Annotated in this window: 22 protein-coding genes; 12 read left to right on the top strand and 10 right to left on the bottom strand. The window is 72.9% G+C overall.

Going from position 1 to position 20,752, the window contains the following annotated elements:
- Window positions 1-68: 68 nt before the first annotated feature.
- The gene (locus ABD832_RS38235) at window positions 69-548 is read right to left on the bottom strand and encodes an OsmC family protein (protein WP_344906383.1); all 480 of its coding nucleotides are present in this window, start codon (window positions 546-548) and stop codon (window positions 69-71) included.
- Window positions 549-693: 145 nt separating this feature from the next.
- On the opposite strand from ABD832_RS38235, the gene ABD832_RS38230 reads away from it, so the two are divergent.
- The 3 genes from ABD832_RS38230 to ABD832_RS38220 all read left to right on the top strand — a co-directional run bounded on the left by ABD832_RS38230 (window position 694) and on the right by ABD832_RS38220 (window position 2,067).
- On the top strand, window positions 694-1,098 hold the full coding sequence (locus ABD832_RS38230) for a RidA family protein (protein WP_344906380.1): 405 nt from the start codon (window positions 694-696) through the stop codon (window positions 1,096-1,098).
- A gap of 232 nt (window positions 1,099-1,330) precedes the next feature.
- Window positions 1,331-1,828, top strand: a complete 498-nt coding sequence (locus ABD832_RS38225; RefSeq protein ID WP_344906377.1) for a DUF2975 domain-containing protein — start codon at window positions 1,331-1,333, stop codon at window positions 1,826-1,828.
- A complete protein-coding gene (locus ABD832_RS38220; protein WP_344906374.1) occupies window positions 1,828-2,067 on the top strand; it encodes a helix-turn-helix domain-containing protein in 240 nt (79 codons plus the stop codon). Before ABD832_RS38225 ends, ABD832_RS38220 begins: the two co-directional genes overlap by 1 nt.
- 60 nt (window positions 2,068-2,127) lie before the next feature.
- Here the strand turns inward: ABD832_RS38220 and ABD832_RS38215 are convergent, their stop codons facing one another.
- The 4 genes from ABD832_RS38215 to ABD832_RS38200 form a co-directional block, all read right to left on the bottom strand.
- A complete protein-coding gene (locus ABD832_RS38215; protein WP_344906371.1) occupies window positions 2,128-2,799 on the bottom strand; it encodes an SDR family oxidoreductase in 672 nt (223 codons plus the stop codon).
- Between the two features lie 133 nt (window positions 2,800-2,932).
- Window positions 2,933-3,481: a hypothetical protein gene (locus ABD832_RS38210; protein WP_344906368.1), complete on the bottom strand. Its 549-nt coding sequence runs from the start codon at window positions 3,479-3,481 to the stop codon at window positions 2,933-2,935.
- A 76-nt stretch (window positions 3,482-3,557) separates the two neighbouring features.
- Window positions 3,558-4,523: an ankyrin repeat domain-containing protein gene (locus ABD832_RS38205; RefSeq protein WP_344906365.1), complete on the bottom strand. Its 966-nt coding sequence runs from the start codon at window positions 4,521-4,523 to the stop codon at window positions 3,558-3,560.
- A 2-nt stretch (window positions 4,524-4,525) separates the two neighbouring features.
- Window positions 4,526-5,218 (bottom strand): endonuclease V, encoded by a 693-nt coding sequence (locus tag ABD832_RS38200; RefSeq protein WP_344906362.1) that lies wholly within the window; start codon window positions 5,216-5,218, stop codon window positions 4,526-4,528.
- A 38-nt stretch (window positions 5,219-5,256) separates the two neighbouring features.
- Here ABD832_RS38200 and ABD832_RS38195 point away from each other — a divergent pair, with 38 nt between their 5' ends.
- The 3 genes from ABD832_RS38195 to ABD832_RS38185 all read left to right on the top strand — a co-directional run bounded on the left by ABD832_RS38195 (window position 5,257) and on the right by ABD832_RS38185 (window position 7,902).
- A complete protein-coding gene (locus tag ABD832_RS38195) occupies window positions 5,257-6,126 on the top strand; it encodes an MOSC domain-containing protein (RefSeq protein ID WP_344906359.1) in 870 nt (289 codons plus the stop codon).
- Between the two features lie 182 nt (window positions 6,127-6,308).
- Window positions 6,309-6,611: a thiamine-binding protein gene (locus tag ABD832_RS38190; RefSeq protein WP_425582738.1), complete on the top strand. Its 303-nt coding sequence runs from the start codon at window positions 6,309-6,311 to the stop codon at window positions 6,609-6,611.
- A gap of 94 nt (window positions 6,612-6,705) precedes the next feature.
- Entirely contained in the window at window positions 6,706-7,902 is a 1,197-nt protein-coding gene (locus ABD832_RS38185; protein ID WP_344906356.1) for an MBL fold metallo-hydrolase, read from the top strand.
- 9 nt (window positions 7,903-7,911) lie between these two features.
- Here ABD832_RS38185 and ABD832_RS38180 read toward each other — a convergent pair whose 3' ends face one another.
- Genes ABD832_RS38180 through ABD832_RS38170 form a run of 3 tightly spaced genes read right to left on the bottom strand, consistent with a single transcriptional unit; the run spans window position 7,912 to window position 9,975 of the window.
- Window positions 7,912-8,676: a nucleotidyltransferase domain-containing protein gene (locus ABD832_RS38180; RefSeq protein ID WP_344906353.1), complete on the bottom strand. Its 765-nt coding sequence runs from the start codon at window positions 8,674-8,676 to the stop codon at window positions 7,912-7,914.
- Entirely contained in the window at window positions 8,673-9,317 is a 645-nt protein-coding gene (locus ABD832_RS38175; RefSeq protein ID WP_344906349.1) for a nucleotidyltransferase domain-containing protein, read from the bottom strand. The genes ABD832_RS38180 and ABD832_RS38175 overlap by 4 nt, the downstream gene beginning before the upstream one ends.
- Window positions 9,318-9,327: 10 nt before the next feature.
- Entirely contained in the window at window positions 9,328-9,975 is a 648-nt protein-coding gene (locus ABD832_RS38170) for a pyridoxamine 5'-phosphate oxidase family protein (RefSeq protein WP_344906346.1), read from the bottom strand.
- Between the two features lie 175 nt (window positions 9,976-10,150).
- Between ABD832_RS38170 and ABD832_RS38165 the strand changes: the two genes are divergently transcribed.
- The 5 genes from ABD832_RS38165 (at window position 10,151) to ABD832_RS38145 (ending at window position 17,694) form a co-directional block, all read left to right on the top strand.
- A complete protein-coding gene (locus ABD832_RS38165) occupies window positions 10,151-11,896 on the top strand; it encodes a glycosyltransferase family 2 protein (RefSeq protein WP_344906343.1) in 1,746 nt (581 codons plus the stop codon).
- On the top strand, window positions 11,893-14,124 hold the full coding sequence (glxA, locus tag ABD832_RS38160; protein ID WP_344906340.1) for a radical copper oxidase GlxA: 2,232 nt from the start codon (window positions 11,893-11,895) through the stop codon (window positions 14,122-14,124). The genes ABD832_RS38165 and glxA overlap by 4 nt, the downstream gene beginning before the upstream one ends.
- Complete coding sequence (locus ABD832_RS38155) at window positions 14,121-15,158, top strand: glycoside hydrolase family 6 protein (protein WP_344906337.1); 1,038 nt, start codon at window positions 14,121-14,123, stop codon at window positions 15,156-15,158. Before glxA ends, ABD832_RS38155 begins: the two co-directional genes overlap by 4 nt.
- A gap of 100 nt (window positions 15,159-15,258) precedes the next feature.
- A complete protein-coding gene (locus tag ABD832_RS38150; protein ID WP_344906334.1) occupies window positions 15,259-17,307 on the top strand; it encodes a Xaa-Pro dipeptidyl-peptidase in 2,049 nt (682 codons plus the stop codon).
- A 216-nt stretch (window positions 17,308-17,523) separates the two neighbouring features.
- Window positions 17,524-17,694 carry a hypothetical protein gene (locus ABD832_RS38145; RefSeq protein WP_344906241.1) on the top strand — a complete coding sequence of 57 codons (171 nt, stop codon included), beginning with the start codon at window positions 17,524-17,526 and terminating at the stop codon, window positions 17,692-17,694.
- Window positions 17,695-18,187: 493 nt separating this feature from the next.
- Here ABD832_RS38145 and ABD832_RS38140 read toward each other — a convergent pair whose 3' ends face one another.
- On the bottom strand, window positions 18,188-18,406 hold the full coding sequence (locus ABD832_RS38140; protein ID WP_344906244.1) for a DUF2277 domain-containing protein: 219 nt from the start codon (window positions 18,404-18,406) through the stop codon (window positions 18,188-18,190).
- 141 nt (window positions 18,407-18,547) lie between these two features.
- Window positions 18,548-18,853 carry an ArsR/SmtB family transcription factor gene (locus ABD832_RS38135; protein WP_344906332.1) on the bottom strand — a complete coding sequence of 102 codons (306 nt, stop codon included), beginning with the start codon at window positions 18,851-18,853 and terminating at the stop codon, window positions 18,548-18,550.
- A 280-nt stretch (window positions 18,854-19,133) separates the two neighbouring features.
- On the opposite strand from ABD832_RS38135, the gene ABD832_RS38130 reads away from it, so the two are divergent.
- Window positions 19,134-20,627: an oxidoreductase gene (locus ABD832_RS38130; protein WP_344906330.1), complete on the top strand. Its 1,494-nt coding sequence runs from the start codon at window positions 19,134-19,136 to the stop codon at window positions 20,625-20,627.
- Window positions 20,628-20,752: the final 125 nt, after the last annotated feature.

Raw genomic sequence — 20,752 nt, 5'->3', positions numbered from 1 at the left:
TCGCGTCGGAGGCCGTGGCGGGCGTCTCCTCCGGCAGGGGCGCCCCCTGCGGCTCGGCCGAATCCCGCCTACGCCCCCCGGACGCGGATCGAGGGCAGATGGGTGATGGGGAAGTTCACCGAGCGGGCGATGAAGCACAGCGCGTGGACCTCCCCGTGCAGGGCGCGGGCCTTCTCCGTCATCGACGGGTCGGCGACCGTCACCTCGGGACGCAGCACGACCTCGGTGATCTGGCCGCCCCCGCCGCTCTCGTCCATCGTCATGACCCCGTGCGCGCGGTCCTCGTACTCGACGACCGTGACCCCGCCGACGGCGCACAGGTGCAGGTACCAGAGCATGTGGCACTGGGCCACGGAGGCCACGAGCAGGTCCTCGGGGCTCCAGCGCGCGGGGTCGCCGCGGAAGGCCGGGTCGGAGGAGGCGGCGATCGGGACCTTGCCGGCCGCCAGGATCTCGTGGTCGCGGCTGAAGGACCGGTAGTCCTCCGTGCCCGGGCCCAGGTTTCCCGTCCACTCGACCGTGACGTCATAGGTGTGCGTCGTCGTCATGGATCGAGGGTAGAGGACGGTCCCCGGACGCCCGGATCACCCCCTCACGGGTGCCACCGCCGGGCGTACCGTCCGGTGCGACGCACGGCGTCACCGCGCGGGAATCCCCTGGCATGAGGTGACGGAACGCTGACAGGATCCCGCCATGACCGCGAATCCGAAGATTGAGATCATCGCCCATGACCCGACGGACGGGGTGTACGCCAGCACCGAGGACTACGTCCACGCGGTGGAGGTCCGCAACGCGCAACGGTTGCTGTTCGTCTCCGGGACGATGGGACTGGATGCCTCGGGTGCCGCCGGAGCCACGCTCGAAGAACAGCTCGCCCTCGTCTGGGCCAATCTGCGCGCGATCCTGGCCTCGGCCGGCATGACCGTGGACAACGTCGTCAGGCTCACCAGCTATCTGCGCGACGCCTCCTATGCCGAGGCGAACGCGGCGGCCCGGGTGAGGGCGCTGGGCGGCCGTACCGTTCCCACCACCGCGATCGTCGCGCAGACACTGGCCGGCGACTGGCTGGTGGAGATCGAGGTGACGGCCGCCGGCTGACCCGTCGCGGCCGGTGCCCCCGTCGGGGCGGGCCCCTCCGGCTCCTGACCGCCGAGCCCGTGACGGTGTGTTCTCCTCCTCCGGTCCGGCCGCGGGTGTCCCTCCCCGGCGGGCGACGGGACGCCGGGCCGCGGCCGTACCGGAAGGGTCGCCGGGTGGACGGCCCTCGTCCTGTTGCCTCACCTATCGATTATCGATATATTTTCATCGCTAGTCGATCGAAGGAGGGGCGATGGGAAAGTTGACAGTGCTCGCGTTGCGCGCCGTGCTCGTGGCGTTGCTCGCGGGTTCGGTGTTCGTTCAGGCGGTCATGGTGCCGCTGCTGGCCAGTGACATGGAGGGGTTCAACGCGGAGTTCGCCTACCTGCGCGTCCCGCTTCTCGTGATCATCGTCCTGGGCGTCGTGACGGCCCAGGTCGTCCTGGTCTGCGTGTGGAGGCTGGTCACGATGGTGCGCCGCGGAACGGTGTTCTCCCACGCCGCCTTCCGGTACGTGCACATCGTGATCGGCGCGATCGTGGCGGCGGCCCTGCTGGTGTTCGCGCTCGCGGTCCTGCTGGCGCCGGGCGAACCGGTCGCCCCGGGCGTGGTCCTGCTGATATGCGGGGGATCCCTGGCGGTCCTGGGGGTCGCCCTCGTCGTGCTCGTCCTGCGGATGCTGCTCGCCCAGGCCGTCGCGCGCGACGTCGAGGCGGCGCAGATGCGGGCCGAGCTGGAAGAGGTCATCTGATGCCGATCGCCGTCGACATCGACGTGATGCTGGCCAAGCGCAAGATGTCCGTGGGCGAGCTCGCCGACCGCGTCGGGATCACACCCGCCAACCTGGCGGTGCTCAAGAACGGCCGTGCCAAGGCGGTGCGCTTCACCACGCTCGCCGCGCTCTGCGAGGTGCTCGAATGCCAGCCGGGGGACCTGCTGCGCTGGGAGGCCGGGGAGAACGGGCACGACGGGGAGGCCGTGGACGGGTGACGCGGGCCCGCGCCAGCCTCCGGTGACACCCGCGCCGAGGCGCGGTGGAGCGGACCGGGACTAGGAGGGGCGCCGGCCCGTCAGGGTCGCCAGCCGGGCGACCGCCTCGGCCACCGGGGTCTCGCCGGTGGTGAGCTCGACGATGGCGTGGTTCAGGGCCGGCTCGTGCAGGGCCGCGTCGATGAACGCCGCGACGTCGTCACGGGGCACGTCGCCGTACTCGATCGCCGGGCCCGCGCTGACACGCCCGGTGCCGGGCTCGTCCAGGAGCGTGCCCGGCCGGACGATGAGCCAGTCGAGGCCGGTACCGGTGAGGTGGACGTCGGCGGTCTTCTTGACCCGCATGTAGTGCTCGAAGCCCTCCACGGGCTCGCGGCCGCGTCCCGCGTCCGGGAACACCGACACGAGCACGAAACGCGGCACCCCGGCGCGGACGGCCGCGTCGGCGGCCTTCTCCAGCCCCTTGCCGTCGATCGCGGTGGTCCGGTCCATGCCGGTGCCGTGGGCCCCGGCCGAGAACACCACGGCGTCGTGCCCCCGGAGCCTGCGCGCCAGCTCGTCCACGGAGTCCTCGACGAGGTCCCCGGCGAGGGGCACCGCGCCGGTCGCGCGTACGGTCTCCTCCTGGGCGGGGTCGCGGATCATGCCGGTGACCTCGTCGCCGCGGGCAATGAGCAGCGGGGCGAGCCGGCGTCCCACGCCTCCGGCGGCGCCGATCTGGAATACCCTCATGGCCTTGCCCTCCCCGCACCGGACGGCGCGCTCGGACCCAGCCTCGCACGAGACCGCCCCCATCACCCGGTGGCGGCGCCGTCACGGCCGGGATCGGGCACGCGACCTTTCCGGTGGGGCCCGCGAGGCCGGCTCAGCGGGTGACGTGCTCCCAGTGCGGGTCGCGGTAGAGCACGACCGTGGTGCCGCGGAGCAGCTCGTTCGGCGCGGAGACCAGCACGAGCTCGCCCGCCGCCTCCAGGCCGCGCAGCACGTCGCGGACCCGCGGCCCGACCGGCAGGCGTCCCGGCGGGAGGCCCAGGGTGTCGCGGACCAGGTCGGCGACCTGGGAGAGCCGGAACGGCCCGGTGAAGGGGGCGATCAGACCGCGGACGAGCTCGTCGGTGATCACGGTCTGGGCCTCGAGGTGGGCGAGCTGCCAGGTCAGCTGGACCCCGCGTCGGCCCGTCCCCGCGCAGGCCGTGCACGGCTGGGAGAAGCCGGGCACGATGTCCTCGACGGTGCCGCCCAGGCAGGTGGTGCACCGGCCGGTCTCCGAGGCGTGCAGCTCGGCGGCGGCCCGGTCGGCCAGCCGGATGCCGCACAGGCACCGGTAGATCCGGAACCCGCCGCGCACCACGACGAGGTCGTCGGCGTCGTCGGGGACCTCTTCCCACAGGGCGGTGATCGTGTGCTGTCTCATCGTCGTGCGACTCTACCCATTCCCGGTCACTTCAGCGCGCCGGGCACCGAAGTCCCCCACCCGGGATCCGCCCGGCTCAGCCCGGGTCGAAGGGGACCAGCCGCATCGGGGTGCTCCACAGCCACTCCTCGGTGATGTAGGTGGAGGTGAGCAGCGACATCAGGCCCAGCGCGCGTTCGATCGAGGTGGAGGGGTGGGCCCCGCAGTCGCCGAAACGGCACATCCACAGCTCGAGGATGCTGTCGTCGGAGAGCTGCTCGTGCACCGAGGGCCGCCCGGTGTGGAAGCCGTCCCGCCAGATGTCGACCGACGGGCTGGCGAACGGGAACGACCCGGCCAGCACCCCGCCGCCCGAGGTGACCGCCCGGCCGACCGCGTCGTGCACCGGCAGGATGCCGTCGGTCTGGAAGAGCACCACCCCGCCGCCCGGGGGACTGGCCACCCGCAGGGTCTCCACCGGGGCCTCCTGCTCGGCGCGCCACAGCTCGGCGATGTCCATCGGCGGGTACAGCTCCGGCGCGACCCCCAGGCGGCGGACGACCTCGTCCTCGCTCACCTCGCCGACGAAGGCGACGCAGAGCCCCTCGTTGTAGTCCTCGTACGAGAACATCATCGCGTCGACGGTGTCCTGCAGCTCGCGCAGGCGGGGGCTGACGCCCGGGGCGCCGGGCAGGCCGGAGAACAGGCCGGCCATCTCGGTGAAGAGCGCCTGGACGCCGGGGGAGCGGCCCGCGATGCACGGCCGCCAGGGGTCGGCCCCCGCGGCGAGCAGGACGCGCGCGGCGTCGTCACAGCCGTGGCGCACGGCCTCCCAGAGCGGGGTGACGCCGTCGGCGTCGATCGGGTCCACCTCCGCCCCCGAGGCCAGCAGCAGCTCGATCACCTGGGCGGCGCCCTCCTTGGCGGCCTGGTGCAGGGGCGTCGTGCCCAGCCACGGCAGCCTGCGGCCCGGGTCGAAGCCGTCCGCCAGGTGCCTGCGGATCTGCGCCAGGTTGGTGTCGCGCCACGCGTCGGCGTCCTCGGCCCACTCCTCGTCGCCCATGTTCACCTCGTCTCGTCGTGCTGAGCGGATTCAACCAGCCCGGTACGACGGTTCTCGGCCAGTCTCCTCCGGGAGAGACGGTCGGCGGTACGGGTGGTCTCGGGAAGGCGGTACCGGGGTGTCAGGTTCAGTACGTTGTGGCAGGCGGTGTCCAGGTCGACGCGGTGGCCCACCGAGACGAAGACGGGCTTGACCCCGTCCCGGGTGCGGAGCACGCGGCCGACGACGTCGCCGTCCAGCGTCAGGTCGGTCCAGGAGCCGCGCTCGGCCGCGGGCTCGGCGTGGACGCCGACGAAGGCGGTCTTGCCGACCCCGACGGTGGGCAGCCCGGTGAGCACGCCCAGGTGGCAGGCCAGCCCGAAGCGGCGCGGGTGCGCCAGGCCGTACCCGTCGCAGACGACCAGGTCGGGGGGTGCCGACAGCCTCCCGAGGGCCTCCAGCAGGGAGGGGACCTCGCGGAAGGCGAGCAGCCCGGGGACGTAGCCGAAGCTCGCCCGCCCGTCGACGGCGACCTCCTCGACGACCTCCAGCGTCGTGCCGTCCAGCACGGTGACCGCCGCCGCGAGCCTGTCCCCGTCGTAGGCGACGTCCACTCCCGCCACCCGGGCCGGCCTCCGCGGGCCGGGACCGGTCAGGTCGAGCAGTTGCCTGAGCTCCGCCTGAACGGCCTCGGCTTCCATTACGGTAAGCGGCATTTGTCCCCTCATGACTGCATGATCGCTACTTTTAGCTTATGACGTCTTATTTTGGAACCGTCCAGCGGATTCTCCGGTGGCCGGTCAAGTCGTTGCGGGGTGAGGATCTCCGCCGGGGTCACTTCGACGGGCGGGGGCTGGTCGGCGACCGGGCCTACGCGCTCGTCGACGAGCGGGAGAGCCACGCGGGCAAGGTGCTGACCGTACGGCACCGGCCGGAGATGCTGCACTGGCGCGCCGGGTACGCGCCCCTGAGCGGCGGGAACGGCGACGATGCCGGGAACGGCGACGGCGGGGCCGGTGCGATCCCCGGCGCGTCCTCGGGCGACATCCTCGCCGGGAACGGCGACGGGATCGCCCTGCCCGGTGACGGGCGGGCACCGACGCTGACCGCGCCGGACGGGACCGTCTGGGAGTGGGACGCCCCCGGCCTGACGGGCGCGCTGACCGAGTCGCTGAACACGCCGCTGAGCCTGCGCGCCGCCGACGGGCAGCACGACCGGTCGATGACCGTGCTGGTCACCTTCGCCAGGTCCCTGGCCGCGCTGGGCGAGGAGCTCGGCACGCCGGTGGAGGTGGAGAGGTTCCGGCCCAACCTGCACCTGGACGTCGACGCCCCCGCCTTCGACGAGGAGGACTGGGAACCCGGCACCGTGATCACCGTCGGAGGGGCCGAGCTCTCGGTCGTCGGCGAGCGTACGGGCCCGTGCGTCAGGTGCGTCGTGCCGAGCTGGGACCCGCTGGGCCGCGAGCGCCGGCCCGAGCTGCAGAAGTGGCTGATCGCCGAGCACCGCAACAGGTTCGGTGTGATCATGCGGGTCACCCGCCCCGGCGCCGTCGGCCTCGGGGACGGCGTCACCGTCGTCCCGGGTCCGGTCCCGGGGGAACGGCCCGCCGGATCGTCCTGACACCGGGCCCGATACCGGGCCTGATGCGGGGCCTGATGCGGGGCCTGATGCGGGGCCTGATGCGGGGCCTGGTACCGGGCCCGCCGCGGGACCGGGGCTAAGGTTTCCGGAGAAGGCCCGCGGGATCCGGGTGCGGGATCAGGGAGCGGGACTCGGGATCCGGGATTCGGGAGAGGTGCGGCATGTCGGTGCTCGTGGCGTTCAGCGTGACTCCGATCGGGACGGGGGAGGACGTCGGCGAGCTCGTCTCCGAGGCGGTGCGCGTCGTGCGCGCCTCCGGCCTGCCGAACAGGACCGACGCCATGTTCACCACGATCGAGGGAGCGGACTGGGACGAGGTCATGACCGTCGTCAGGGACGCCGTCGCGGCCGTGGAGGCGCGGGCCGGCCGGGTCAGCCTCGTGCTCAAGGCCGACATCCGCGAGGGATCGCCCGGCCGCCTGGAGGCCAAGGTGGCCACCGTCGAACGCCACCTGGCCGGGTAGCGGCCCCGGCCCCGGCCTCGCCGGGGACGCCGCGGGAACACCTCGCCGGACGGGATCGTTCTGCAGGGACGGACGACTCCAGGAGTGTGGCGACATGGCGGGCAGCAGATCGATCGGGCGGCTCCTCGCGGGCGGGGCGGCGCTGGCCGCGGCCGGGTGGGTGCTGAAGGACATCCCGGCCGAGCTCGGCGGCAGGGCCGAGGGCGAGCGCCTGGAACGGATGCGCCGCTCGCCGCAGTTCCACGAGGGCGTCTTCCGCAACTCCACGCCCGGCGGCTTCGTGCCCTCGGCGCAGAGCGCGCGCCAGATCTTCTGGCACATGTTCGCCAACCGGGTCGAGCGCCGCCCGGCCGCGCCGGTCCCGGTGGTGACCACCCCGTCCGGCGGGCCGTCCCCGGCGGGGCTGAGCGTCATCTGGTACGGCCACGCCACCGCGCTGCTGGAGATCGAGGGCCGAAGGGTGCTCCTCGACCCGGTGTGGAGCAGGCGCGCCTCGCCCACCCAGCTGGCCGGCCCGCGCCGCCTGCACCCGGTGCCGGTGCCCCTGACCGGCCTCCCGCCGCTCGACGCGATCGTGATCTCGCACGACCACTACGACCACCTCGACCGTGCCACGGTCCGCCGCCTCACCGCGCTGCAGACCGCGCCGTTCCTGGTGCCGCTGGGGATCGGCGCCCACCTGGAGCGCTGGGGCGTGCCCGCCTCGCGGATCGTCGAGCTCGACTGGGAGGAGGAGGCGACCGTCGCGGGCCTGCGGTTCGTCGCCACCGCCGCCCGGCACTTCTCCGGCCGCACCTTCGACCGCAACGTCACGCTGTGGGGTTCGTGGGTGATCGCGGGAAGCGGCAAGCGGGTCTTCTACGCGGGCGACTCCGGATACTTCGACGGCTACGCGGCCATCGGCGCGGCCCACGGCCCGTTCGACCTCACGCTCATGCCGATAGGCGCCTACAACGACGCCTGGCCCGACATCCACATGGACCCCGAGGAGGCGGTCAACGCCCACCTCGACCTGGGCGGCAGGCTGCTCCTTCCGGTCCACTGGGCGACCTTCGCGCTGGCCACCCACCCGTGGGCCGAGCCGGTCGACCGGCTGTGGCACGAGGCCAAGGCCCGCGGCGTGCGCATCGCCGTCCCCCGTCCCGGCGAGCGCGTCGACACCGTGGACGTGCCCATGCTGGAGAGCTGGTGGGAGCTGCTGCACGGCGGCGAGACCGCGGCGTCCTCCCTTCCCCGGGAACCCCTGCAGGCCGGGGAGCCGAACGGCGAGTCGCCCTTCCCGAGGCTCTGACCCGCGACGTCAGGCGTCCCGGGGCCCGGCCGACAGGCGGGTGCGGACGACGAGGTCGTGCACCGCGTCCGCGGCCGGCGCGGTGCCGGGCAGGTGGGAGGCGTCGCGTGCCTCCTCCAGCCGCGCGGTCAGCCGGGCGACGTCGTCCGCCAGCCGCTCGCGGCCCGGCGCGTCCGCGGGCGGGAGGCCGTGCTCGGCGAAGCGCTTGGCGGCCACCAGGTCACCGAGGTACGCGGGGCCGCCCGGCAGCCGGGTGAGGTCGGCCTCCAGCTCCCCGGTGCGCATCAGGTGCAGCCCGGTGAGCAGCACGCGGAAGGTGTACAGCAGCGGCTTGAGCTCGCCGGACCGCTCGAACAGCCGCCACTGGGTACGCGCGAAGCCGAGGTAGTGACCGGCGTGGTGGCGGGTGACGCAGCCCGGGGCGAGCGAGACCATCTCCCGGTGGACCGGCGAGGTGGCCACCACCAGCGGGGAGAGCAGCTGCTCCAGCACGTACCCGTTGCGGCGCAGCAGCAGGCGGCAGAACTTGGCCAGGTCGTGGGTGACCAGGTCCACCTCGACGCCGTCGCGCACCCAGGAGCGGGTGAGGGTCTCCGGGCCCGTGCGCAGGCCGACGACCTCCTCCGGCGGCAGCAGGTGCACGCCGCGCAGGTCGACGTCGGAGTCGTCCGACGGGAAGCCGTACAGGTGCGCGCCGCTGACCGTGGCGAAGACGCTCCGGTACGCCTGCCCGGCGGGGATCTCGGGCAACCAGGAGGGCAGGACGACGGTCACAGCGCCGCCTGCCTGGTCCGCACCAGGAACTCCTCGACGCGCTCCCGGCCGGGCTCGGCGGGCAGCACGCCCGCGCCGCCGAACGCCGCGACCAGGTCACGGCGCCAGCGGTCGACCTCGTCCCAGGACACCTCTCCCCGGCGCACCGCGAGAAGCCGGTCGCGGTGGGCGTCCATCCGGACCAGCGGCTCGCCGTGGCGGACCAGGTGCAGGCCGCTGAGCAGCAGGCGGATCATGTGCATGGCCTGCTTCCACCGGGGACGCTCCGGGTCGAGACGCCGGAACTGCGCGTCGGCGTACCCGACGAAGGTCCGGCAGGCGCGTTCGGAGACGAAGGCGTCCCGCAGGGCGAGCAGCTCCTCGCCCACCGGGGTGACGTGCTCGACGACCGGGGACCACAGGCACTCCAGCACCGTCGGGTTGGCCTCCAGCGCGAGCCCGCAGAACCGCTCGACCTCCCAGGAGAACTGCTCGGGCAGCGGCCCCTCGACGTGCGTGGGCGGCTTGTCCAGCCGCCAGAACAGCCGCGTCGGCGCCACGAAGACGCCGCGCCGGTCGGTGTCGGAGCCGTCGACCTCCAGGCCGTACGCCCGCGAGCCGACCACCACCGACAGGACCGCGTGATCCGGGACGTGTTCCACTTCTGTGCCGTCAGTAGAGGGTGTCGCGGGCGGCGGCGTTCAGGTCCTCGTCGATCAGCTCGGCCGGCGCGTCCAGGGAGAGCTGGTCCTTCATGATCTGGCCGAGCGTGGGCAGCGACTCGCGGGCCGGCCACCGCTCGGGACGCCACAGCGACGAGCGGCGGAACGCCTTGGAGCAGTGGAAGAAGCACTCCCGCACCTCGACGCTGATCGCCAGCGCCGGGACCTTCCCCCGCACGCTCAGCCGCTCCATGTACGGGGCCTGGCTGACCACCTGGGCCCGTCCGTTGACGCGCAGGGTCTCCTCGGTGCCCGGCACCATGAACAGCAGGCCGACGTTCGGGTTCACCACGATGTTGCGCAGGCTGTCGATCCTGCGGTTGCCGGGACGGTCGGGGATGACCAGCGTGTGCTCGTCGAGGACCAGCACCCCACCGGCCTCCTCGCCCCGCGGGGAGACGTCACAGGTGCCGTCGGGCCCGGAGGTGGCCAGCAGGACGAACGGCGAGGCGCCGATGAAGGTGCGCGCGTGCTCGTCGAGACGGCCGATGTCCTTGCGCAGCACGGCCTCGGAGGGCTCGCCGGTGACCCGGCGGAGCCCCTCCTCCGAGGTGATCGTGACGATCCGGCCGGGGTCGTGGGTGTCGGGGGAGGCCATGGCACAAGGCTAGTCCCCGGCGGGACGATCTTACTTACCGGTCGCAATATGATGTGTCGCGATTTATCACCACGCGGGCCGCGGTGGACTTTTCCACGGAGCGGAGCGGCCTACGCGATCTACCTGGGGGAACAGTGCTGGGCTTGTCTTCGCGCGCTGCGGGGTCGCTGGATCGATGAGCGCCCCCGCCGACGCCGCGAGAACCGTTCCCTACGACTACGAGAGGTTCAGCAGGCTGGCCGGGCCGGTGACCGAACCGGACCCCGGGACCCCGTACCGCGTGCGCCACCGCTCCCTGCTGGCCACCGAGCCGCACCGGGTGCGGGCGGTGCTGCTGATGGTCGCCGCGCTCCTGGTCGAGTTCACCCTGATGATCTGGCTGCTGCAGCCCGGCCACTGGACCGTCCGGCCCGACCCCTACGGCGCGCTCCCGTGGTACCTGCCGGTGGCCGACCGCGTCATGCTCGTGGCGATCGCGCTGATCGAGGTCTTCCGCCTGGTCAGCGTGGTCTCCAACGTGCACGCCATGCTCGCGGCGCGGGACCCCGTCCCGGTTCCGCCCGAACCGGGCACCCGGGTGGCGTTCATCACCACCTGCGTCCCCGGCAAGGAGCCGCTGGAGATGGTCAGGGAGACCCTGTCCGCAGCGCTGAAGGTCCGCCACGACGGGGTGTTCGACGTCTGGCTGCTGGACGAGGGCGACGACCCCGACATCCACGAGCTCTGCGACTGGCTGGGCGTCCACCACTTCAGCCGCAAGGGCGTGCCCCACTGGAACCGGCCCAAGGGCTCCTTCCGGGCGAGGACCAAGCACGGCAACTACAACAGCTGGCTGGACGCGCACGGCGACGAGTACGACTTCTTCGTCTCGGTCGACACCGACCACGTCCCGCTCCCGGAGTTCTGCGAGCGCATGCTCGGCTACTTCCGCGACCCGAGGGTGGCCTTCGTGGTCGGCCCCCAGGTGTACGGCAACTACGAGGCCGGGGTCACCAAGGCCGCCGAGAGCCAGCAGTTCCTGTTCCACTCGCTGATCCAGCGCGCCGGGAACCTGTACGGCGCGCCGATGTTCGTCGGCACCAACAACGCCGTGCGCATCCGCGCGCTCAAGCAGATCGGCGGCCTGTACGACTCGATCACCGAGGACATGGCCACCGGCATCGAGTTCCACCGCGCCCGCGACCCGGAGACCGGCGAGCGCTGGATGTCGGTCTACACCCCCGACGTGCTGGCGGTGGGGGAGGGGCCGTCGTCGTGGACCGACTTCTTCACCCAGCAGCTGCGCTGGAGCCGCGGCACCTACGAGACGCTGCTCACCCAGTTCTGGAGGGCCGCTCCCCGGCTGTCACCGGGACGGTTCTTCAACTACACCCTGATGGTGACGTTCTACCCGATGTCCGCGCTGAACTGGCTGCTGGCCGGTCTCAGCGCGACCCTGTTCATGGCCGTCGGAGGCTCGGGGGTCACCGTGCCCATGGACATGTGGCTCATGCTGTACGGTGACGCTGCGCTGCTGCAGGTCATGCTCTACACCTGGAACCGGCGGCACAACGTCAGCCCGCACGAGCCCGAGGGCTCCTCCGGGGTCGCGGGAATGGTCATGTCGGCGCTGTCGGCGCCCGTCTACGTCACCTCCCTGCTGGGTGCCGCGCTGCGCAGGCCCAGCAAGTTCGTGGTCACCCCCAAGGGCGACTCGGCCAGCCCCGACCAGATCGCCACGTTCCGCATCCACCTGTGGTGGGCGGCGATCTTCGGCGGAGGGCTGCTGCTGACCGTGTTCTGGACCGGCCACGTCCACCTGGTGATGACCCTGTGGGCGATCCTCGCCCTGGTCATCTGCACCGGACCGCTCGTCATGTGGGCCTGGGGCCTGCGCGCCGCCCGGGCCGGTGCGCAGGTCCCAGGGGAGGCCCGCTCGTGAACCGCCTGCGCAAGAACCTGGCCGGCCTGTTGGTGGTGGCCGTGATCCTGGCCGTCAACCTGCCCGCCGTCGCGGGGTTCGCCACCCGGCAGTGGCACGACTACAGCATCAACCGGCCCGACTACAAGGCCACCCACGGCCACTGGACCTTCCTCGACGTCCCGGAGAGGTTCAAGGTCAACGCCATCCACGCCGCGCTGCTGCACACCGGCAAGGTGCTCATCGTCGCCGGTTCCGGCAACAACGCCGCGAACTTCGACAAGGGCACCTTCAAGACCGTGCTGTGGGACCCGTCGAAGCCCGGCCGGCCCGAGGAGTTCAAGCTCGTCGACACCCCGGTGGACTTCTTCTGCGCCGGTCACGTGGCGCTGCCCGACGGCAGGCTCCTCATCGCGGGCGGCACCAAGCGCTTCGAGGTGCTGAAGTCCAAGGTGAAGCGGGCCGCGGGAGCCCTGGTCATCAAGAACGAGAACCCCGACGCCAGGCCCAGGGACTTCCACCCCGGTACGTTGCTGACCGCTCCCGGCGGGCAGGTCTACCGCACCCTCGACCACGTCACCGTGCCGCCCGCCAGGAAGATCGAGAGCGGTGTGCCGGGCAAGGTGCGGATCAGGCCCAGCGAGACCAAGGTCTTCGCCGAGGCGGTGACCGAGGGCGGCGCCGGGGTGCTCACCGCGCAGCCCGGCTCGGTCACGTACAGGATCCAGGGACTCAAGGGCCGCCAGAAACGCGACCTGTACGCCATGGGCGGCAGCATGACGCTGGAGAAGCAGGACTTCCAGGGCATCAAGGACGCCTACGAGTTCGACCCCGTCACCGAGCGCTACCACAAGGTCCAGGACATGGCCGAGGGGCGCTGGTACCCGACCATGACCGAGCTGCCCGACGGCAGGGTGATGACCGTCTCCGGCCTGGACACCGTGGGGCAGATCACCCGGGACAACGAGATCTACGACCCGAGGACCAAGACCTGGCGGCCCGGCCCCAAGCGCTTCTTCCCGACCTACCCGGCGCTGTTCCTGCTCGAGGACGACATGCTGTTCTTCTCCGGGATGAGCGCCGGATACGGCCCCGGGCAGCTCGCCCTGCGCCCGCCCGGCATCTGGGACTACCGGCGCGACACCGACCGCCTGGTCAGGACCCCCGGAGGGGTGGGCGGCCTGGCACCGGACGAGACGGAGGCGTTCACCCCCGTTCCGGGCCTGCCGCAGCCGGAGCTGAACGAGACCGGCGCCTCGGTGCTGCTGCCGCCCGCCCAGGACCAGCGGGTCATGGTGATGGGCGGCGGGCCGGTCGGCGAACGCCAGCCGGGCCTGCCCAACTCCACCGCCAGGACCGCCGTCGTCGACCTCAACGAGGCCAGCCCCCGCTACGTGCGCGGCCCCGACCTGTCGCACCCGGTGCGCTACCCGTCGGCCGTGCTGCTGCCCGACGACACCGTGCTCTCCTTCAACGGCTCCGGCGACTACCGGGGGCGGGGCGCCAGCGACGTGCTGCGCGCCGAGGTCTACCGTCCGGCGACCAACCGCTTCCACGAGGCCGCCTCTCCCGCGGTCGGCCGCAACTACCACGCCGAGGGCCTGCTGCTGCCCGACGGCCGGGTGCTCAGCATGGGGTCCGACCCGCTCTTCGCCGACGAGGTGGGGTCGCTCCCCGGCACCTTCGACCAGCGGATCGAGATCTACACCCCGACCTACCTGCACAACGGGGAGAAGGCGCCGGTGTTCACCGGCGGGCGCGAGAGCGTGGGACTGGGCCGCCGGGCCGGTTTCCAGACCCCCGACGCCGCCCGTATCCGCGAGGTGCGGCTGATGCGCCCGAGCGCGGTCACCCACGTCACCGACGTGGAGCAGCGCTCGATCAGGCTGAACTTCATCCGGGTGAAGAGCGGCATCATCGTGACAATTCCCTCCAATCCCGCCCTCGTCCCTCCGGGGTGGTACATGCTGTTCGGTGTCACCGAGCGGGGCACGCCGTCCCCGGCGCGCTGGGTCCGCGTCCAAGGGGAGCCGCGCTCGCGCCGGCAGGCGGACCCGTGGACCAGGACGCCCGCCGAGTCACCCGCGGAGGCCCCCGTGCGGACCCCCGCCGAGACCCGCGCGGACACCTCCACGACCCCCACGACCCCCGCGACTCCCACGGGGACCCGCGCGGACGCCGCACGGCGTCCCGTCACTTCCCCTCCCCAGGAACGGTCCCGGGGTCCGCACGCCGGAGGTACTCGATGAACAGGTACGGCCTCGCCGCCGCGCTGGCCCTCGCGCTCGCCACGGCGGCCTGCGCGGCCGACCCCGGCCCGGCCGGTCCGGGCGCGTCCGGATCCGGCACGCCCGCCACGGCCGCCTCCTCCACGCCCCCGGCATCACCGCAGAGCCCCGCGGGCACGGCCTTCTACGTGGACCCCGACAGCGCCGCCGCCCAGGAGGTCCGCAGGCTGGAGGGGGAGGGGAGAAGCGAGGAGGCCGCGCTGATCCGCCGGATCGCCGACCGTCCCAACGCCATCTGGATCGGCGACCAGGACCCGCAGGGCAGGGTCGCCGACATCACGACCAAGGCCCGGCAGGCGGGGCGGGTACCGGTCCTGGTGGCGTACCACATCCCCGACCGCGACTGCGGGCGGTTCTCCGCGGGCGGCGCCGCGGGCGCGGACGAGTACCGCGCCTGGATCGGCAGGTTCGCCGCGGGCATCGGCGACCGGCCCGCCTGGGTGATCGTCGAACCCGACGCGCTGGCCCACATCCTCGACAACTGCACCCGGGGCGGCCAGGCCGGTGAGCGCCTGGACCTGCTCCGCGGCGCGGTGGAGACGCTCAAGAGGCAACCCGCCACCAGGGTCTACGTGGACGCCGGGAACGCAGGCTGGATCAAGAACCCGGACGACTGGGCCGAGCCCATGCGCAGGGCCGGGGTCCCTCAGGCCGACGGCTTCGCCTTCAACGTCAGCAACTTCTTCACCGTCGAGGAGAGCGTCGCCGTCGCCCGCAGACTCTCCGACGGGCTGGGGGGCGCCCACTACGTCATCGACACCTCCCGCAACGGCAACGGCCCCGTCCGCGACGCCCACGGCGACGACGCCTGGTGCAACCCCAAGGGGCGCGCGCTGGGCACCGAGCCGACCACCGAGACCGGCCGGGAACGGGTGGACGCCTTCCTGTGGATCAAGCGACCGGGAGAGTCGGACGGCGAGTGCCACCGCGGGGAGCCCAGGGCGGGCGACTGGTTCCCCGAATACGCGCTGGAAATCGCGCGTAACGCGGGATAGCCGCTCATTCGTTATACCTTCGATCTTGCAGGTCAAGATTGCTTCGCAGGAGATTGACCGGAGTAGTCGGATATTCAGCTACCTTCTGGGAGCCTTCCTGATGAACAGATGGAAGATGATCGTCGCCGCGACGGTGGCCGCCGTGCCGCTCGCCGTGCTTCCGGCCGTCGCGTCGCCCGCCGCGGCGTCACCCGCCGATCCACCGCTCCCGGGGTCGCCGGTCGCCGGTGCCCCTCCCGCGGCCGCGCCGGTCACCGCGCCGTCCCCCGCGCCGACGACCGCGCCCGCGGTCCGCGACGGGGAGACCCAGCCGGTCCACTCGCGCGCCGACGCGCTGACCGAGACGGTGTTCGTGGAGGTCGCCGGGGTCGACAGCGACGCCGACGGGCTGCCCGACCGGGTCGCGGTCGACATCATGCGTCCCAAGGCGACCGCCTCCGGCCTCAAGGTGCCGGTCATCATGGAGGCGAGCCCCTACTACGCCGGTGGCAACGACGTGCCCAACCACGTCGTCGACCTCGACGGCTCCGACCCCGCGGGCATGGAGTACCGGCGCAACAAGTTCGACGACCTGCGCGACGAGATGTTCGGCGTCGACGGCCTGGACGTGGCCCGCGCCGAGGCCCCGCCCTTCCGCGGCTACTACGACAACTACTTCGTGCCCCGCGGGTACGCGGTCGCCCTGGTGGAGAACCTCGGCTCGGGGCGGGCGACCGGCTGCCCCACGACCGGCCTGCCGAACGAGACCGCCGGCCCCAAGGCCGCGATCGACTGGCTCAACGGCCGCGCCCGCGCCTTCGACGCCGCCGGGAACGAGGTCAAGGCCGGCTGGTCCACCGGGAACGTCGGCATGATCGGCGTCTCCTACAACGGCACGCTGCCCAACGCGGTCGCCGCGACCGGCGTCAAGGGACTCAAGGCGATCGTGCCGATCGCGGCCATCTCCTCCTGGTACGACTACTACCGCGCCAACGGCGGCGTGCTGGCCCCCGGCGGCTACCAGGGTGAGGACGCCGACGTGCTGGCCCGCTACGTGCTGACGCGCGCCGACGCCCAGAAGGCCTGCGGCGCGTTCGTCGACGCGATCGAACGCGACCAGGACCGCGTCACCGGCGACTACTCCGACTTCTGGGACCGGCGCAACTACCTCGACGACGTGCGCAAGGTCCGCGCGGCCGTCTTCCTGGTGCACGGCCTCAACGACTGGAACGTCAAGACCAAGCAGGCCGTGCAGTGGTGGGACGCCCTCGCCGAGCGGAACGTCCCCCGCAAGATCTGGCTCCACCAGGGCGGCCACTTCAACCCGTTCTCCTACGCCGGGCGCAACGCCGAGTGGCTGCGCCAGCTGCACCACTGGTTCGACCACCACCTGTACGGCCTGTCCAACGGCATCATGAACGAGCCCCAGGCCGACGTGGAGTCCGGGCCGGGCCGGTGGGAGCGGCACGCCTCGTGGCCGCTGCCGGGCACCGAGGACGTCCGGCTCCACCTGGCCCCGGGTTCCGGCGGCCGTAACGGCACCCTGGACGTCGGCCGTTCCCGGGACCGCGCCGTGGAGTCCTTCGTCGACCAGAGCGTCCGCACCGCCGAGCTGCTCGCCGAGAACGCCGAGGCGACCGACCCCAACCGCCTGGCCTACCTCTCGGCCCCGCTGACCCGCGACACGCGCCTGTCCGGCACCCCCGAGATCTCGGTACGGGCCTCGTTCAAGGGCGGGCGCTCGCCCTACCTGACGGCGCTGCTGGTGGACTACGGCACCGACGCCCGCGCCTACGGCGACGTCGTCTACGGCGACACCCCGGTCTGCTACGGCCAGGGCGTGGCAGGCGACACCGGGTGCGCACGGCTGGCCGAGCACGTCACGGTGACCGCCCCCTACAAGATCATCACGCGGGGGTGGATCGACGTCCGCAACCGTCACTCCGCCTCCCGCACCGACCTGCTGCGCGAGGGCCGCTTCTACAACTTCGGCTTCGACCTGCAGCCGAACGACCACGTGTTCAAGGCCGGTCACCGCATCGGCGTCGTGCTGCTGTCCACCGACCGGGACTTCACCCTGCGGCTGCCCCCGGGCACCGGCGTCTCGGTCGAGCCCGCGCGGACCTCGGTGCGGCTGCCCCTGGTCGGCGGCCGGTCGGTGCTGCGCTGACGGCGACAGGCTGACGACGGCCAGCCGACGGTGTTCGCCCGACGGTGTCCGGCCGACGGGATGGTCGGCCGACGGAGCCCGGCCCCCGCCTCGGCCGGGCTCCGTCGGCCGCGTCCCCGGCGGGGCCCGGGCCACCCCTGAGGGGGAACCCTGGCTTGTCCCTGACATCGGCGCCGGGCCCTGCCGCCGGACGGCGGCGGGGCCTAGCGTGGGGGCATGGGACGAATTCTGTTGATCGTGGCGGCCGTGGTGATCGCCTTTCTCCTGCTGGGCTCGGTTCTGGGCTTCCTGTTCACGCTCCTCAAGTGGGGGCTGATCATCGGCCTGGTGGGCGTGGTGATCATGTTCGCGAGCAGGCTGTTCGGCTCCTCGAGCACACGCGGATGACCTCCGCGCCCGGGTGACCGGCGTGCCTGGGTGACCACCGTGCCCGGGTGGTCGGCGCCGGGCTCGGCGGACGGCGCCGCGCCGGACGGGTGGTGCCGTCGTCTCCGGACGGGCGGCACCGCCGCCGTGTCCGGGCAGGCGTCACCGGCCCCGGACCCCGGTCCTCCGCGCCGGTCGGTATCGCTCGGGGTTCGATACCGGCCGTGAACGGCGGCGACCGGCCGTCACCGGCCCACCGGTCACCACCGGCCATCACCGCCCGGGACCCGGCGTGACCGTCAACGGCCCGGCATGCCTGCGCGCATGCCGGGCCTGCGGCGTTCCGGGCCCGCGTTCCGGGCCGGCGCTCGGGGCCCGGGTGGTCAGGGCCTGAACGTTCGGGTCTCAGGTGTCCACGGCCAGGTGTCCAGGCCCCGGGCGTCCGGAGGCCCGGTGGTCAAGGCCCCGACGCCCGGAGCCCCGGTCAGCCCCGATCGGCCCCGGTCAGTCCCGGTCAGTCCCGGGTGGCCTGCTTCAGCCGCAGGTCGCCGAGCAGGGTCCGGGTGGCCGCGGCCACCTCCTCCACGGCTCTGTCGAAGGCCTCGGCGTTGCGCGCCGACGGGGAACGGAATCCCGAGATCTTGCGGACGTACTGGAGCGCGGCGGCTCGCACGTCCTCCTCGGTCACGTCGCTGACGTAGGGCTCACGAAGGGTCTTGATACTCCGGCACATGCCAGGACGGTACTGCGCGCCACCGACGATTCGCCCGCCGGCTCGCCCCGATCCGGTGCGCCGCTCGCCCTCTCGATGGGTCTGCGGATTCCGGCATCGGCCCGGGAGGCGCCGGGAGGCGCCGGGAGCCCCCGGCCGGGGTCACGCGGGGGAGCGCGCGAGCCGGTCCTCGCGCCCGCGCCGGGCCGCGTCGGCGGTCAGGATCGCGTCGAGCAGGCCGGGGAAGAGCGCGTCGAGGTCACCGCGGCGCAGCGCGTTCATCTTGGCGGTGCCCCGGTAGACCTGCCTGATCACGCCCGCCTCGCGCAGCACCCGGAAGTGGTGGGTGGTGGTCGACTTGGTGATCGCCAGGTCGATCGCCGAGCAGGGAGCCTCCTCGTCCTGCTCCAGCGGCCACAGGAAGCGCACGATCTGCAGGCGCATCGGGTCGGACAGCGCGTGCAGCACGCCCTCCAGCGTGATCTCGCCGGGCTCGGGGTGGTCCCAGGGTCCTGGCGGCGGGGGCGGTCGGCACGCGGTCTCCCTTCTCGTGGGTCGTCACGATTGTACGAGAACGATCGTAGTTTGACATCTATCGTAGTACGTCGTTTATCGTATGAACGTGAGCCGGGGAGCCCGTCCCGCGTCACCCCGGATGCCCCCGCGTGAGAAGGAGTACGGCCCGTGAGCGCCCCTGTTCGAGCCCCTGACGTTGCGGCAGCCTCACCTGTCCCCCAACCGGATCTGGATGTCTCCGATGTGCCAGTACTGCGCGCGGCGGAGGAGGGGCCGGAGGCAGCCGACCGACTGGCACCTGACCCACCTGGGCGCCCGCGCGGTGGGCGGTGCCGGGCTCGTCATGGCCGAGGCCACCGCGGTGACGCCCGGAGGGCCGCATCAGCCGGCCGACCTCGGCCTGTGGAACGACCGCCAGCAGGAGGCGTTCGCCCGCATCACCCGCTTCCTGTCCGAGCACGGCGCCGTGCCCGCCGTCCAGCTCGCGCACGCCGGGCGCAAGGCCTCCACCCGCCGCCCCTGGCGAGGGCGGCGCCCCCAACGGTCCCGTGCGAGAACGGCTGGCGTGCCGGTCGCGCCGAGGCCCGATCCCCTTCGCCCTGACGTGGCCCACCCGTCCCCGAGGAGTCTGGACACCGGCGGCATCGACCGGCTCGTGGGACGCCTTCGCCGCCGCGGCCGGGCGGGCACTGGCGCGGGCTTCCGGGTGGTGCCGAGATCCACGGCGCGCACGGCTACTGATCGGCGAGTTCCTCTGCCGTTCAGCAACCACCGCCACCGACGCCTACGGCGGCTCCTACGAGGGCCGGACGCGTGGTTCGCGCTCCGGGTCGTCGACGCGGTGCGCGCGGTCTGGCCCGAGGAGCTTCCCCGTCCTCTTCCGCGTCTCGGGCCACCGACTGGGCTCGCCGAGGACCCCGCCGACGACCGCGAGGGCTGGAGCGTCGACGACACCGTCCGGTTCGGCCAAGGACTCTCGCACCACGGCGTCGACCTCCTCGACGTACTCCTCCTGGCGGCAACGTCCCCAGGGCGCGCATCCTCACCGGGCCCCGGCTACAGGTGCCGTTCGCGGCCCGGGTCAAGGCCGAGACCGATCTGCCGTGTCGGGCCGTCGGGGAGATCACCGACCCCCGCAGGCCGAGGAGATCGTCGCCTCCGGCCGGGCCGACGCCGGTGCTGCTCGGCCGCGAGCTGTCTGCGCGCAACCCCTACTGGCCCCAAGCCTAGCCGCCCGCGAGCTGGCCCCCGGCCGGCGCCCGCTGGCCCGCCGACCAGTACCACCGGCGGTCTGACCCGCCCCGGGGTCCCGCGCGATCCCCCAATGCCCCGACGAGGTCCCGGAGGGCGGCCACTCCGCTCGCCCGCGTCCCCTCCGGACACGCTCGCGAGCGCGACCGACGGGATCCGGGGCCGGGGGCCGGGACGGGGCGGTCCCGCGAGACGGGGCCGTCCGCCGGTCACCGGTGGGAGAAGCGGACCGGCCCGCCAGGGGCGAGCCTCCGGGGTACGAGCGGGCCGTCCGGGATCATGGGTGGGCTTGGCGCAGCGCCACCGCGTCCGCCAGCACCCTCGGCGGGATCATGGCCGTCGATCAGCAGGCGGCGCATCAGGGCCGCGACGTGCGCCCATGCCTCCGGGGGGAAACCGCGCCGGGTCACTGGGTGCCGATCCGCACGGCCCCGCATGGGCTCGCCGCGCCTGGCCGGCAGGCCGATGCCGCTGAGGTAGACAACCCGCCCTCGGCCAGCAGCTGGCGGCCTCGTCCCCGCCGCCGAACGCGGTGGCGTCCACCCGCACGTGATGTGAGGACGGTCCACCCCGGTCGGCGGCGAAGACGGTGAAGCCCTC

It is taken from the genome of Streptosporangium longisporum (assembly GCF_039534895.1).
GTDB lineage: Bacteria > Actinomycetota > Actinomycetes > Streptosporangiales > Streptosporangiaceae > Streptosporangium > Streptosporangium longisporum.
Note: the sequence above shows the minus strand (reverse complement) of the source record. Positions and strands in the feature narration are given on the sequence as shown.

Excerpts from the sequence above, each read along its gene's own strand:
- ABD832_RS38225 (WP_344906377.1), top strand. The coding sequence starts at position 1,331 with ATGGGAAAGTTGACAGTGCTCGCGTTGCGCGCCGTGCTCGTGGCGTTG.
- ABD832_RS38170 (WP_344906346.1), bottom strand. The coding sequence starts at position 9,975 with ATGGCCTCCCCCGACACCCACGACCCCGGCCGGATCGTCACGATCACC.
- ABD832_RS38150 (WP_344906334.1), top strand. The coding sequence starts at position 15,259 with ATGAACAGATGGAAGATGATCGTCGCCGCGACGGTGGCCGCCGTGCCG.
- ABD832_RS38130 (WP_344906330.1), top strand. The coding sequence starts at position 19,134 with ATGTCTCCGATGTGCCAGTACTGCGCGCGGCGGAGGAGGGGCCGGAGG.
- ABD832_RS38165 (WP_344906343.1), top strand. The coding sequence starts at position 10,151 with ATGAGCGCCCCCGCCGACGCCGCGAGAACCGTTCCCTACGACTACGAG.
- ABD832_RS38195 (WP_344906359.1), top strand. The coding sequence starts at position 5,257 with ATGACGTCTTATTTTGGAACCGTCCAGCGGATTCTCCGGTGGCCGGTC.
- ABD832_RS38140 (WP_344906244.1), bottom strand. The coding sequence starts at position 18,406 with ATGTGCCGGAGTATCAAGACCCTTCGTGAGCCCTACGTCAGCGACGTG.
- ABD832_RS38200 (WP_344906362.1), bottom strand. The coding sequence starts at position 5,218 with ATGCCGCTTACCGTAATGGAAGCCGAGGCCGTTCAGGCGGAGCTCAGG.
- ABD832_RS38235 (WP_344906383.1), bottom strand. The coding sequence starts at position 548 with ATGACGACGACGCACACCTATGACGTCACGGTCGAGTGGACGGGAAAC.
- ABD832_RS38155 (WP_344906337.1), top strand. The coding sequence starts at position 14,121 with ATGAACAGGTACGGCCTCGCCGCCGCGCTGGCCCTCGCGCTCGCCACG.
- ABD832_RS38185 (WP_344906356.1), top strand. The coding sequence starts at position 6,706 with ATGGCGGGCAGCAGATCGATCGGGCGGCTCCTCGCGGGCGGGGCGGCG.
- ABD832_RS38215 (WP_344906371.1), bottom strand. The coding sequence starts at position 2,799 with ATGAGGGTATTCCAGATCGGCGCCGCCGGAGGCGTGGGACGCCGGCTC.
- ABD832_RS38205 (WP_344906365.1), bottom strand. The coding sequence starts at position 4,523 with ATGGGCGACGAGGAGTGGGCCGAGGACGCCGACGCGTGGCGCGACACC.
- ABD832_RS38145 (WP_344906241.1), top strand. The coding sequence starts at position 17,524 with ATGGGACGAATTCTGTTGATCGTGGCGGCCGTGGTGATCGCCTTTCTC.
- ABD832_RS38230 (WP_344906380.1), top strand. The coding sequence starts at position 694 with ATGACCGCGAATCCGAAGATTGAGATCATCGCCCATGACCCGACGGAC.
- ABD832_RS38210 (WP_344906368.1), bottom strand. The coding sequence starts at position 3,481 with ATGAGACAGCACACGATCACCGCCCTGTGGGAAGAGGTCCCCGACGAC.
- ABD832_RS38190 (WP_425582738.1), top strand. The coding sequence starts at position 6,309 with ATGTCGGTGCTCGTGGCGTTCAGCGTGACTCCGATCGGGACGGGGGAG.
- ABD832_RS38220 (WP_344906374.1), top strand. The coding sequence starts at position 1,828 with ATGCCGATCGCCGTCGACATCGACGTGATGCTGGCCAAGCGCAAGATG.